Genomic DNA, 13,910 nt, shown 5'->3' with positions numbered 1-13,910 from the left:
GAGGCTGCGTATCTTACGCTTCTCGCCTCGAGAGTCAAGCGTTTATTTTCGCTTTTCTCCGACTTCCCTCCGCGGCGTGTCTCAGCTCAGCGTCGGTCAGTGGTGGCGCATTATAGGGAGTTTTCTGAGGCTGGCAATAGTTTTTTTTGAAAAAAAATGCCAACCGGTCAAATATCCCACAAAAACACCTAATTTGGTATATTTTCGACCTACAAAAAGGAAAAAGAGGTGCTTTTTGCACCTCTTTTCATCTAAAGACGTCTTTTTATATTGCAGACAATATTAGAAAGCTTTTTTATTGTTTCGCAACAATACGATCGTTTTCTAGATCCAGCGTTACCAATTTGCCAGGTATCAATGTGCCAGAAAGAATTTGTTGAGCCAGAGGATTTTCAATCTCCTGTTGGATTGCCCGTTTCAACGGACGAGCACCATAAACAGGATCAAAACCCGCTTCGCTCAATTTTTCCAATGCACCGGAAGTCATAACGACTTGATAGCCACGTTCTTCTAAACGGCGATATAAACGTTGCAACTGAATATCCGCAATGGATACCAAATGTTCTTTTCCTAATGGATGGAATACGACGACTTCATCAACACGGTTAATGAACTCAGGTCTGAAGTGGTGACCAACAACTTCCATCACCATATCTTTCATTCCCGTATAATCCAGTGAACCAAAACGTTCTTGGATCATATCTGAACCTAAGTTAGAGGTCATAATCACAACTGTATTGCGAAAATCAACCGTTCTTCCCTGACCATCCGTCAGGCGACCATCATCCAATACTTGTAGCAATATATTGAAAACATCTGGATGTGCTTTTTCTACTTCATCCAGCAAAATGACTGAATAAGGGCGACGACGCACGGCTTCTGTCAGATATCCGCCTTCTTCATATCCCACATATCCTGGAGGAGCGCCCACCAGCCTTGAGACTGAGTGTTTTTCCATAAATTCCGACATGTCGATGCGCACCATAGCGTCATCACTGTCGAATAAGAAATTAGCCAGCGTCTTGCACAGTTCTGTTTTACCTACCCCTGTAGGCCCCAAGAACATGAAAGAACCAATTGGACGATTAGGATCAGACAACCCAGCTCGGCTACGGCGGATTGCATTTGATACGGCATCCACAGCCTCATTCTGACCAATCACGCGCTTATGTAGCTCTTGTTCCATACGCAGCAATTTATCTTTTTCGCTTTCCAGCATTCTGGATACTGGAATCCCAGTCCAGCGAGCAAGTATTTCAGCAATTTCTGCATCCGTCACTTTATTGCGCAGCAGTTTCATATGGCGATTTTCTGTTTCTGTTGCCATTCCCAACCGCTTTTCCAGTTCCGGAATTTTTCCATATTGAATTTCAGACATTTTTGCCAAGTCGCCACTACGACGTGCTTTCTCTAATTCAATACGCGCATTCTCCAACTCAGCTTTAATATTCTGAGTACCACTGAGTTCTGCTTTTTCGGCTTTCCACTCTTCTTCCAATTCAGAGTATTCACGTTCTTTTTCTGCTAATTCTTCATTTAGCATTTCCAGACGCTTTTTACTGGCTTCATCAGATTCTTTTTTTAGTGCCTGTTGCTCAAGCTTTAATTGGATAACACGGCGTTCCAGACGATCCAGTGATTCAGGTTTAGAATCCATCTGCATGCGCAAACTTGCCCCCGCCTCATCAATCAGGTCAATGGCTTTGTCCGGTAACATGCGATCTGAGATATAGCGATGAGACAATGTTGCAGCAGCAACGATTGCCGGATCAGTGATCTGTACATGATGATGCAGTTCATAGCGTTCTTTAAGGCCACGCAAAATAGCAATCGTGTCCTCAACGCTAGGCTCTGCCACATAAACTTTCTGGAAGCGACGCTCTAAAGCCGCATCTTTTTCAATGTACTGGCGATATTCATCCAGTGTCGTTGCGCCAACACAGTGGAGTTCACCACGAGCCAAGGCTGGTTTCAGCATATTACCGGCATCCATCGCGCCTTCTGCTTTACCTGCACCAACCATGGTATGCAATTCATCAATAAACAGGATGACAGAACCTTCCTGTTTAGCGAGATCATTCAAAACACCTTTCAAGCGCTCTTCAAATTCACCACGATATTTCGCGCCAGCCAGTAGCGCCCCCATATCAAGGGACAGAACTCTTTTGTTTTTGAGCCCTTCCGGAACTTCACCGTTAACTATACGCTGTGCCAAACCTTCAACTATGGCTGTTTTCCCGACACCGGGTTCACCAATAAGAACAGGGTTGTTTTTAGTCCGGCGCTGCAATACCTGAATAGTGCGGCGGATTTCTTCATCGCGGCCAATAACTGGGTCTAATTTGCCCTGCTCGGCACGTTCTGTCAGATCAATGGTATATTTCTTTAATGCCTGACGCTGATCTTCTGCGCCTTGATCATTCACTTTTTCACCACCGCGCATTTGTTCTATTGCCTTAGTGATTTTATCTTTAGTTGCACCAGCCGATTTCAGTATGTCACTTAATGTTCCACGCTCATCTATTGCTGCGAGAATAAAAAGTTCTGAGGAGATAAAGTTATCTCCTGATTTTTGCGCAAGCTTGTCACACAGGTTTAAATAACGGCCCAGTTCATTGGATACCTGAACATCGCCACCATTGCCTTCTACTTTCGGCAATCGATCCAGGGCCTGATTAATTTGATTATTGATATTGCCTGTATCCACCCCTGCCGACGTCAACAGAGGACGAATAGAGCCACCCTCTTGATTGAGCAACGCACTCATTAAATGGATGGGTTCTATGAATTGATTATCACGCCCTAATGCAAGGGATTGGGCGTCAGCGAGAGCAAGCTGGAATTTATTGGTAAGACGATCCAGACGCATAACACCTCCAATACTGGTCAGAATTTGCTACTGGAGACTAGATAAGGTCATTCCTTAAATATTCAAGGCCTTCTGAGAAGTTTATTGGAAACTCACCGCGACACGCCAAAGATCGTCCTGCTCACTAGATTAACGCAACCAAATTAAAGTTGCCATTCGTCCAGTATTGCCATCACGACGATAGGAAAAAAATGTTTTTTCCTCTGTAACAGTGCATGCGGTGCCACCAAAAATGTCTGTTATTCCAATAGACTGCAATTTTAATTTAGCCAGTAAATAAATATTTGCCAGATATTTATCACCATTTTTATCACCGCGAGGGATGAACGCTTGTTCCAGATCAGGGTTGGTTGCAATAAAGGCAGCCCTGACTTCACTGCCTACCTCAAAATTCTCTGGGCCAATGGCTGGCCCCAACCAAGCTCGTATCATTTGAGGTTTTGCATTAAATTGGGAGACAGTATTCTCCAGTACTCCGGCACATAACCCACGCCACCCCGCATGGGCTGCTGCGACTTCATCTCCGGCAATACTGCAAAATAGAACAGGCAAGCAATCTGCTGTCATGACTGCACAAACTTGCCCTGGCGAATTTGTGTAAACGGCATCTGCCTGATTATTTTCCAGAGGTTGGCCATTGAGGGTAACAACGCGTGTTCCGTGTACTTGCTCCAGCCAAATGGGCTGTTGGGGCAATTGAGCGTATTCGACCAAAAGTTCTCTATTTCGCCCTACACATTCCGGTTCGTCTCCAACATGGCTTCCCAGATTAAAACCATCATAAGGAGGCAGGCTTACCCCCCCCATACGAGTGGAGCTACAAGCACCAACATTTTCAGGTTGTGGCCAATCAGGAAAAATCAGTGATGTCATTTATCTACCAATCCATTTCATCTTTGAAAGTTTCAGCATCTGCTTTCATTACTTCAACCAATTGAACCATGTCATCCGGTAATGGAGCATGCCATTCCATCTCAATGCCAGAGATCGGATGGTAAAGGCGTAACATGGTGGCATGCAATGCCTGACGGTCAAAGTTGCGCATTACTTCGCGAAATTCATCTGAAGCGCCTTTTAAAGGACGGGGACGCCCGCCGTACAGAGGATCACCAACCAAAGGGTGTTTGATATGTGCCATATGTACACGGATTTGGTGTGTCCTGCCCGTTTCCAGACGCAAACGTAAACGAGTATGCGCGCGAAAATGCTCCATAATCCGATAATGAGTCACGGCGGGTTTACCCATCGGATGTACAGCCATATGAGTTCGTTTGGTCGGATGGCGAGAAATAGGTTCTTCAACCATTCCTCCCGCAGTCATGCATCCCAAAGCAATAGCCTCATATTCACGGGTAATTTCACGCAATTGCAGAGATTCCACCAAGCGAGTTTGCGCTGGTACCGTTTTTGCCACAACCATTAATCCTGTCGTATCTTTATCAAGACGGTGGACAATACCTGCACGCGGTACGTCTGCAATTTCAGGATAACGGTATAGCAAGGCATTCAATATTGTGCCATCAGGATTGCCCGCTCCCGGATGGACAACCAAGTCACGTGGTTTATTGATTACCAAAATATCGTCATCTTCGTAGACAACGTTCAGTTCTATATTCTGAGGTTCCCAACGCGAGTCTTCTTCAATGATAGCATCAATGGCAATTTCTTCACCGCCCAGAACTTTTTCTTTGGGTTTGCTAATTAATTTGCCATTAACTTGAACTTTATTGTCCAAGATCCACTCTTTTATACGTGATCTTGAATAGTCGGGAAACAATTCAGCTAATGCTTGATCTAAACGTTGACCAAGCTGAGATTCAGCGACTATTGCGTTAAGTCGGATTTGTTGTGCCATATATAACTTCTATATTTTACGTTGAGTTTTGACGGCGAAGCCGTTTCATTTAAAATAGTGTGCTATTGTAACCCTATATTTTGCCGGGAGCTTCATGGACAGTCTCCCAGAAAACACTCAGAGGATAATCAACACGTGATGATTCGCATGAAATATCTGGTGGCAGCGACCACATTGAGCCTGGTTTTATCTGGATGCTCCAGCAATAAGGATGCTGTTCCTGACATCCCGCCATCTCAAATTTATTCCACTGCGCAGCAAAAACTGCAAGAAGGTAACTATAAAGTGGCTATCAAGCAATTAGAATCTCTTGATACCCGTTATCCTTTTGGTCCTTACACCCAACAAGCTCAGCTTGATTTGATCTATGCCTACTACAAATCTGCTGAATTTCCACTGGCACTTACATACATTGACCGTTTCATGCGTTTGAATCCAACCCATCCAAATATCGATTATGTGTTATATATGCGTGGATTGGTATCACAAGCTTTGGATGATAGTGCCTTACAGGGCTTTTTCGGTATCGACCGCTCAGATCGTGATCCTGAACATGCCCGTGCCGCATTCCGTGATTTTAGTCAGCTCGTAAGCTATTATCCAAATAGCCAATATTCTGCCGATTCCGTTCAGCGTTTGGTGTTTCTTAAAGAACGTTTAGCCAAATACGAGCTTGCTGTCGTGAAGTATTACACTAAACGCAGCGCTTATGTGGCTGTAGTCAACCGAGTAGAGCAAATGCTGCGAGATTATCCTGATGCTCCTGCCACACGGGAAGCTCTCCCTTATATGGAATCAGCCTATAAAAAGCTTGGTCTGTCAGCTGAAGCGAATAAGGTAGCACAACTTATTGCAGCGAACCCTCTCTGAATTCCAGCTATATAAGCACATAAGACCTTTGATATGAGATCAAAAACAGCAGCCATATGGCTGCTGTTTTTTTGGAAACAATTTGATTCTTATCGGATTTGGGCTTTTACCTTTTTGTTATTTTTATCCCACCCAGACAAAAAAACCAACAACATGTACATTATGTTTTTTAAAAATTCTTACATTAAAAGTAGGTAACAATCAGTGATTATCACTGAATTTTATAATACCATAACTGACCGATAATGACGCATAATTCCCCACTTAGCAACAAATATTCTCCATATCTTTTTTGAGCATCACACTTCTGCCACTAACTTCCAAAATCACTCGATAAAAGTGATTTAGATCATTCTTTTTACGTAAAAGAGCGGTATGCTGAATTCATCGAAGACGGAGCAACATTAAAGAGGTAACTATATGTTAGTAAACATTACCAGTAAACAAATGGAAATTACCCCCGCAATTCGTAGCCATGTAGAAGACCGTCTAAATAAGTTGGGCAAATGGCAAGTCAATCTAATTAATCCACATATCGTACTCTCAAAAGAACCGCAAGGATTTCTGGTTGATGCCACTATTGGTACGCCAAACGGGACATTGGTTGCCAGTGCCAAACATGAAGATATGTATGCGGCTATTAACGAGCTATTAGCGAAATTAGAGCGTCAGCTCAATAAAGTGCAACACAAGCCTGAAGCTCGCCGCGCAGATAACAGTGTTAAAGATTCAAATCTTAATCTGGAAGTATAATCACACTTATCCCATTTCTAGCGCGCTCTCAATGAGCGCGTTTTTATATTTTGTTTATATACAAAATAGCCAGTGAAGCAGCAATAATGTGAAAAATGGAAGAAGCAAAAGCCTTCTGTTGACACTCATCTCCAAATAGGTTAATTAAAGTACATTATTGAAATCATAAATTAATGTACAAACAGACCAAATGACTATCACTTTGTCTTTCTTATTTTTCTTTTTTACCTTCCCACGAGGAGGCTTTTTTGTTTGAGAAGAAAGATAAGCAGACGAACAAAAAAACCTCCCTACCAACGGGAGGTTTTTTTGTTTTACAGGCCATATTCATAACTACAATACGCTATGCCCATAATAAGAATGTCAGGAACATACTATGGAACAAGATTTAGTTAATTTACGAGAACAAATTAGTAGTATTGATGCAGAGTTACTGGATTTGCTTGCCAGGCGCCGTCAACTGGCGGGCGGTATCGCTCAAGCCAAATTGCTTGACCATCGCCCTATCCGAGATAAAAATCGTGAACGAGAGCTATTGAATGTACTGATAGCTAAAGGTAAATCCCGTGGATTAGACGGATTTTATATTACACGGTTGTTCCAGATGATCATTGAGGACTCAGTTCTCACCCAACAAGCACTGTTACAACAACATCTGAATCAAACCCCTTACGATTCTGCCCGTATTACGTTTCTGGGCCCCAAAGGTTCCTATTCCCATATCGCCGCCCGCCAATTTGCTGCCCGCCACTTTAATCAGTTGATTGAGTGTAGCTGCCACAAATTTGCAGATATTTTTTCATTGGTTGAGATTGGCCAAGCCGATTACGGCATTCTGCCGCTGGAAAACACCAGTTCCGGGGCGATCAATGAAGTTTATGATCTATTGCAACATACGCCTTTATCCCTTGTCGGGGAAATGACTCTGCCGATAAATCACTGTTTATTAGTCGCTGAGCAGACTGATATCTCCAGAATAAAAACCGTTTATAGCCATTCTCAACCTTTCCAGCAATGTAGCCAATATCTCAATAAGTACCCTCATTGGAATATCATTTATTGTGAAAGTACGGCTGCTGCCATGCAAAAAGTGGCTGAACTTAATTCGCCAGAAGTTGCTGCACTCGGCAGTGAAGCTGGTGGTGCCCTCTATGGATTACAAGTTTTAGAAAATGATCTGGCAAACCAGCAAGACAATAGCACGCGCTTTATTGTTGTAGCCCGTAAATCTATTGACGTATCGGCGCAGGTTCCGGCCAAAACCACGTTTATTATGTCAACAGGGCAGCAGGCCGGTGCTTTGGTTGATGCACTCATGATCTTGAAAAAGCATGATATTGTCATGAGAAAATTGGAATCCCGCCCGATTAACGGTAAACCGTGGGAAGAAATGTTTTATATTGATGTGCAAGACAACCTTCGTTCCATGAATATGCAACAAGCCCTTAAAGAACTGACAGAAATCACCCACTTTTTGAAAGTACTGGGATGCTATCCATCAGAAAATGTTGTTCCTGCCGATCCCATCTAATTCTGCTCCTGTCGTCTTCTTACGGCACCGTACATACGGTGCCGTATATTGTGCTTCGTGTTAATACGGAAATATCGTTACTGCTACGATCGTGGTATTAGGGCAAGTTTCTAAACAATGCAGCCTTTTTCGCTTGGTTCATATAATTAACTATTGGTTGTTCACCAACCTCCATGCGCTTTCTATTTCCTTGTCCGTATTAACACTTTGGTTCGGGTACAGGAATTCCTCCACGGGCGTCACTTCAAATTAAATGGTTATTTTTGCCCAACTAAACGGCAAATAGTCTCTGAAACCAAATAGCTTTTCTCGAATGAGTTGATTGGTAAAAATTCAAAACGCGAATGGAAGTTCAGTGCACCAGTAAAATAGTTAGGAGTCAGAATACCGCGAGCGGATAACGCAGAACCATCCGTACCACCACGCATTGGAATAACTTTAGGCTCAACATCTTGTACTTTCAGTGCATCGAAAATTAAATCAATAGCAGTACGGTCATCACTGAGTGAATCACTGATGTTGCTATACACATCTTCAATTTTGAAATCGATTTTCGCACGTGGGTGGCGTGTTCTGATAAGTTCAATTGCTTCACCGATATAACGTTTACGTGCATCAAAACTTGTACGATCAAAGTCACGAATTGCCATTTTGATTTTTGCATTATCTGGATTAGCAACCAAATCAGTGACATAGAAATAACCTTCGCGGTGCTCGGTGTGCTCTGGTGTATCAAAGCGGTCAAAGCAACCAATAAAGTCATGTGCCACGCGAATTGGGTTTAACATCACATTCTTTGCTGACATTGGATGTGCAGTCACGCCTTTAATAGTGACTTCAATGGAGGCCGCATTAAAGGTTTCATAAACCACTTCACCTAACGCACAACAATCAATGGTGTAAGCGAAATCGACTTTAAAACGTGACAAATCCATGATTTTAGAGCCGCGCAGGCCAATTTCCTCATCAGGAACAAATGCAACGTAGATATCGCCACAGTCAAAATCGGCATTTTGCAGTCTATCCATTAACTCCATCACGACAGTGACTGCGGCTTTATTATCTGCCCCCAACACGCTGGTACCGTCACTGAAAATGATCTCTTCGCCAATATACGGAGCGGCTTCTGGATGCTCTTCCTTTTTAAACCATATATCTTCTTGTATGTTCAAGCACAAATCTTTGCCTTCATATTTTAAAGTTTGCGGCTTGATAACTGGAGACAGGCCCACATCAACAGTATCTAAGTGAGTGACAAAACCAATTTTTGGCGCTGATGGCTTATTACCCAAACGAACTGCATACAAAATAGCGTGGTCGTCGATATAAATGTCTTTTAAACCATAGTATTCAAGTTCTTTAGCCAAAAGTTTTGCTAGGTCACGCTGCCCTTCCGTACTTGGAACGACCGTGCTCGCAGGATTGCTTTGGCTTTCAATCGCCAAGTAACGAAAGAAACGTTGTTCGAGTTGTTTGCCTAATTCATTCATTTTTTTATTCCCCCTTACTATTCAACTTGATTACGATCCAGGCTGCCATGTGTAACCGCTGTCAAAACCAATTGGAATTTCAAATGCCCAGAACACATATAACGTTGCAGTCAGAATCACTAACAGACCTACAGTGAACGGTATCATCATGGAACACAGTGTCCCGATACCCGCATTTTTATAGTACTTTTGGCAATACATCAGGATCAGAGGATAGAACGGGAACATTGGCGTGCTAACGTTCATCGCAGAGTCACTCACGCGGAATGCTGCCTGAGTTAACTCAGGTGAAATCCCCACCGCCATTAACATCGGAACCAATACTGGTGCCATAATTGCCCACTTTGAGGTCGCTGATGTGATCATAATATTCAGTATCGCAGTCAATAAAATGACACCAAATACTGTCAACCCAGCCGGCATATTCAAGGTACGCAATAGCTCGGCTCCTGACAGTGCCAATAGTGTGCCAAGATTTGAATGTTGGAATGAATAAAGGAACTGTGCTGCAAAGAAAGCGAAAACAATAAATGGAATTAATGACTTCGTGATATTTTCCATCGCTTTCACTACATCTTTTGTCGAAGTGAAAGATTTAGTCATGTAACCATAAATGACTCCTGGAATAGTAAAAAACAGAAACAGTAATGGCACAATAATTTGCATAATGGGTGCTTTCGGGCTTGTTAAACTGCCATCCGGCCCTCGCAGCGGTGAGTTTTCAGGCCATAGCAAAGCAAATAACCCTATAGCTAATGCTAAAAGAAGTAATCCAGAAACACGGAATGCGCGGTGCTCGGTAGGTGAAATCTCACTTAAATTTTGTTCCTCGCCAGTATCGACATCATTTTCTGTAATTGGGCAGTTTTTATTTAACCAAGGCTCAACAATTTTTTCAGTAATAAACCAGCAAATAAAAATAACACCAAATGTGCCGCCTAAACTGAAGAAGTAGTTACACAATACGTTAACGCTATAGCCCGGAGCCATCATCTGTGCCGCATCTTGCGTAAAACTTTGCATGATTGGGTCGATGATTGATGGCGTATAGCTTGCAGTAAAGCCTCCCGCAAGGCCCGCAAATGCTGCTGCTATGCCTGCCAATGGATGGCGGCCACTGGCGTAAAACATCATGGCAGAAACAGGCATAAGGATCACATAGGCTGAATCTGATGCGAGATGTGACACTATTCCCACAAAAACAACCGTTGGCGCCAGCATTTTCGGAGAGATGAACGAAAGCATTTTTTTCAATGCGGTATTAATAAAACCGCTACTTTCAGCAATTCCAATCCCCAAAGTTGCCACAACGGTTATTCCGAGTGGGGGAAAATTAATAAAATTTTTCACTGCCGCAGTAATGAATAATATGATTTCTTCATAGTTAAACATATTTACAACAGAGATTTTTTCTTTCGAAACGGGATGATAATAATTAAAATCCACGAATGAAAGTAGATAAGATAAAAACCAACAGATGATTAGAGCGTAAATAAATAGCATTGTAACATCGGGCATAACGTTACCGATACGTTCAATACGATTTAAGAAGCCCTTTCTTTTAGAGAGTGCAAGTGTATTTGTTGTCATATTTGCAAGTTACTTATTTTATTAGAATAGAATCAGTTTTATAGTAAACAGCTCTTTATGAAAGATAAAATATCTTATAAAGAGTATCTTACAGAATAGACCCTCTGCCAAAAATTGCATTAAATTAAATCTACTTTTATAAATGGCAAGTATAATTAAACATTACCTAATGTGATTTATTTATAATGGATTATTCATGAATAACACTACTTAGTAATATAAATTATTTAAAAAATTCTTAAGATAAGTAATATTTTGATAGTTAGATAAAGATCACTATTCAAATTCGTTACGAATAATTTGGATTTAGCGACCATTAAAATCTCTGCTTATCGTATTTTTACTCAATTCTAATTGGTTAATTTCAACCTTCTCCCATAGAGATACCACATTACATGAATCTTGCTTCCACACTTTCTTTAAGTTCAATATGAGTGCCTTCATCGATGCTAATGGTTGCGGTTGCTTGAACAAGCATTGGTATTGTAGAAAATATTTCCCTTTGAATCGTCTGTTAGACACCACAAGAAAAAACAGCACTACACACCATGCCCAACGCACATATAAAAAACCGGATGTTTTTTCATCCGGTTCCAATATCCAATTTATCAATGGATTATATTCTGTTGTCATTGGCCTGCTGTAAAAGAACCTGGCTTTCCTTCATAAACCGAGTTGCTTCATCACCAAACCATTCACTTACTTGGTTAAAACTGGCAATGAAAGCCGCCTTATCTTGGTTTTCCAATATTGCCAAAGCCTGGCCAAAACTTTGGTGGTAGCTGCGTATCAATTCAATATTCTCAGGACTGGACATAATGATATCAGCATACAATTGAGGATCTTGTGCAAACAACCTTCCCACCATCGCTAACTCCAATCGATAGATAGGCGAAGACAATGAAAGCAATTGCTGCAAATCAACCCCTTCTTTTGCCAGATGCTTTCCATATGAAAATGTCGTGAAGTGGCGCAGAGCCTGAATAAAGCCCATATTTTTATCATGTTCTTCTGCGCTTATTTGATGCAAACGTGCACCCCATACCACAATTTGCTCCAAAAACCATTGATATGCTTCTGGTTGGCGCCCATCACAATACACAACAACTTGCTTGGCAAAGCTACCTACATCTGGCCCAAACATAGGATGCAGCCCTAAAACCGGCCCTTCGTGCACTTCAAGCATCGCGTTTAACGGCCTGTGTTTAATAGAAGCTAAATCGACCAAAATGCATTGCTTCGGCAAAGGAGGTAACCGACGAATAACTTCCTCTGTCAGATGAATAGGAACACTGATAATCACCATTCCAGCATCTGCCAATATAGATTCCGCGTTACCCCAGTCATCAGCTTCAAGCACCCGGACTTCATAACCAGACAGAACCAATACACGGTTGAACAGTTTCCCCATTTTGCCCGAACCGCCGACGATAACGACAGGCCCCAGATGAGGAAGCAATTTTTTGTAGCCTTTATTGTTTTCACTGACATACGATTCTCGCATGATACGACGCAAGATATCTTCAATCAGATCAGGCGGAATTCCCATCTTTTCTGCATCTTGCCGACGAGAAGCCAGCATCGAGGCTTCTCTGTCTGGCGCATAGATAGGCAACCCAAACTGACTTTTTATTTCTCCGACTTGTGCAACTAAACTCATGCGCTTTGCGAGCAAAGTCAGCAAGGCTTTGTCTACTTCGTCAATTTTTTCTCTCAGTTCGGACAATTCTGTAGCCATCTTGATTACCCTGCTTTTTCCATTACGATGTTCCTATTTGCCAAATGCGGAGCAACTTGTTGATGCAGTTTCCTTAAAACCTGCTCCGTTGCTTGCCAATCAATGCAAGCGTCAGTGACTGAAACACCATATTTCATTTCAGAGCGGGGCTGCTCAGAAGATTGGTTACCTGCATTAATATGGCTTTCTAGCATAATACCAATGATAGACTGGTTTCCATCCATAATCTGCTCGGCAACCGAATCGACAACAATGCTCTGCCGACGAAAATCTTTATTGGAATTACCGTGGCTGCAATCAATCATCAGTGATGGTGTTAACCCTGCTTTAAGCATTTGACGTTCACAGTCTGCTACATGTTCGGCACTGTAGTTGGGTTCCGCACCACCACGCAAAATAACATGTCCATTCGGGTTGCCTTGGGTTTGTAGTAAACAAACTTGGCCTGCTTGATTAATGCCCATAAAACGATGAGGCATTGCAGCCGCTTTCATGGCATTAATTGCAGTATTCAAATTCCCATCCGTCCCATTTTTAAACCCAACCGACACAGATAAGCCAGATGCCATTTCGCGGTGAGTCTGGGATTCCGTTGTTCTGGCACCTATTGCTGACCAACTGAACAAATCACCTAAATATTGTGGGTTATTGGGATCGAGTGCTTCATTCGCCAGTGGTAACCCCATTTTGACTAAATTCAATAACAAGCCGCGGGCGATATGTAACCCTGCGTCCATATCAAATGAACCATCCATGTAAGGATCACTGATTAAACCTTTCCAACCAACTGTTGTACGAGGTTTTTCAAAATAGACACGCATAACTATGTACAGACAATCACTCAACTCAGCAGAGAGAGCCTTCAAACGGCGGGCATAATCAAGAGCAGCATCCACATCATGGATTGAACATGGACCGCATACCACTAATAAACGGGGATCACGATGCTGAATGATATCAGCGATAGTATTTCGTGCGTTTGTGATGGCATGCAGATCGTTGCGACTCAGTGGGTATTTCTGTTTCAGTTCTTCTGGTGTGATAAGAACTTGTTCATCAAGGATATGAACGTTATTAAGTGCATCTTTTTGCATGATCATTTCTCTACCTGCCTAATTATGTCTGTTTACGTTGTCATGTGTCTGGATGGATAACATACCACGCATCGTAAAGAATTCAATCCATAGGTGTAAAATAAATCCATTTACTGTAAA

At 42.3% G+C, this 13,910-nt stretch carries 10 protein-coding genes and 1 other annotated feature; of the genes, 3 read left to right on the top strand and 7 right to left on the bottom strand.

What is annotated here, in order from left to right; all coding sequences use genetic code 11:
• Positions 1–295: 295 nt before the first annotated feature.
• The 3 genes from clpB to rluD all read right to left on the bottom strand — a co-directional run bounded on the left by clpB (position 296) and on the right by rluD (position 4,724).
• On the bottom strand, positions 296–2,869 hold the full coding sequence (clpB, locus tag FE392_RS01325) for an ATP-dependent chaperone ClpB (protein ID WP_319928432.1): 2,574 nt from the start codon (positions 2,867–2,869) through the stop codon (positions 296–298).
• 129 nt (positions 2,870–2,998) lie between these two features.
• Positions 2,999–3,742 carry a purine nucleoside phosphorylase YfiH gene (yfiH, locus tag FE392_RS01320; protein ID WP_319928431.1) on the bottom strand — a complete coding sequence of 248 codons (744 nt, stop codon included), beginning with the start codon at positions 3,740–3,742 and terminating at the stop codon, positions 2,999–3,001.
• Between the two features lie 4 nt (positions 3,743–3,746).
• Positions 3,747–4,724 (bottom strand): 23S rRNA pseudouridine(1911/1915/1917) synthase RluD, encoded by a 978-nt coding sequence (rluD, locus tag FE392_RS01315; protein WP_319928430.1) that lies wholly within the window; start codon positions 4,722–4,724, stop codon positions 3,747–3,749.
• Between the two features lie 147 nt (positions 4,725–4,871).
• Here rluD and bamD point away from each other — a divergent pair, with 147 nt between their 5' ends.
• The 3 genes from bamD to pheA all read left to right on the top strand — a co-directional run bounded on the left by bamD (position 4,872) and on the right by pheA (position 7,878).
• Positions 4,872–5,594, top strand: coding sequence for an outer membrane protein assembly factor BamD (bamD, locus tag FE392_RS01310; protein ID WP_319928433.1), 723 nt, complete (start codon positions 4,872–4,874; stop codon positions 5,592–5,594).
• A gap of 420 nt (positions 5,595–6,014) precedes the next feature.
• Positions 6,015–6,347, top strand: a complete 333-nt coding sequence (raiA, locus tag FE392_RS01305; RefSeq protein WP_319928429.1) for a ribosome-associated translation inhibitor RaiA — start codon at positions 6,015–6,017, stop codon at positions 6,345–6,347.
• A gap of 189 nt (positions 6,348–6,536) precedes the next feature.
• Positions 6,537–6,661: a sequence feature (Phe leader region), on the top strand.
• A 62-nt stretch (positions 6,662–6,723) separates the two neighbouring features.
• Positions 6,724–7,878 carry a bifunctional chorismate mutase/prephenate dehydratase gene (gene pheA, locus FE392_RS01300; protein ID WP_319928428.1) on the top strand — a complete coding sequence of 385 codons (1,155 nt, stop codon included), beginning with the start codon at positions 6,724–6,726 and terminating at the stop codon, positions 7,876–7,878.
• A 257-nt stretch (positions 7,879–8,135) separates the two neighbouring features.
• On the opposite strand, the gene pepT is transcribed toward pheA, so the two are convergent.
• The 4 genes from pepT to FE392_RS01280 form a co-directional block, all read right to left on the bottom strand.
• Positions 8,136–9,368, bottom strand: coding sequence for a peptidase T (gene pepT, locus FE392_RS01295; protein ID WP_319928427.1), 1,233 nt, complete (start codon positions 9,366–9,368; stop codon positions 8,136–8,138).
• Between the two features lie 30 nt (positions 9,369–9,398).
• Positions 9,399–10,958, bottom strand: coding sequence for an AbgT family transporter (locus FE392_RS01290; protein ID WP_319928426.1), 1,560 nt, complete (start codon positions 10,956–10,958; stop codon positions 9,399–9,401).
• A 616-nt stretch (positions 10,959–11,574) separates the two neighbouring features.
• Positions 11,575–12,696, bottom strand: a complete 1,122-nt coding sequence (gene tyrA, locus FE392_RS01285; protein ID WP_319928425.1) for a bifunctional chorismate mutase/prephenate dehydrogenase — start codon at positions 12,694–12,696, stop codon at positions 11,575–11,577.
• Between the two features lie 5 nt (positions 12,697–12,701).
• Positions 12,702–13,796 carry a 3-deoxy-7-phosphoheptulonate synthase gene (locus tag FE392_RS01280; RefSeq protein WP_319928424.1) on the bottom strand — a complete coding sequence of 365 codons (1,095 nt, stop codon included), beginning with the start codon at positions 13,794–13,796 and terminating at the stop codon, positions 12,702–12,704.
• Between the last annotated feature and the right edge of the window lie 114 nt (positions 13,797–13,910).

It is taken from the genome of Xenorhabdus santafensis, from assembly GCF_033949405.1.
GTDB classification, from domain to species: Bacteria; Pseudomonadota; Gammaproteobacteria; order Enterobacterales; family Enterobacteriaceae; genus Xenorhabdus; species Xenorhabdus santafensis.
The sequence above is the reverse complement of the archived record's forward strand: the minus strand, read 5'-3'. Positions and strand labels throughout refer to the sequence as shown.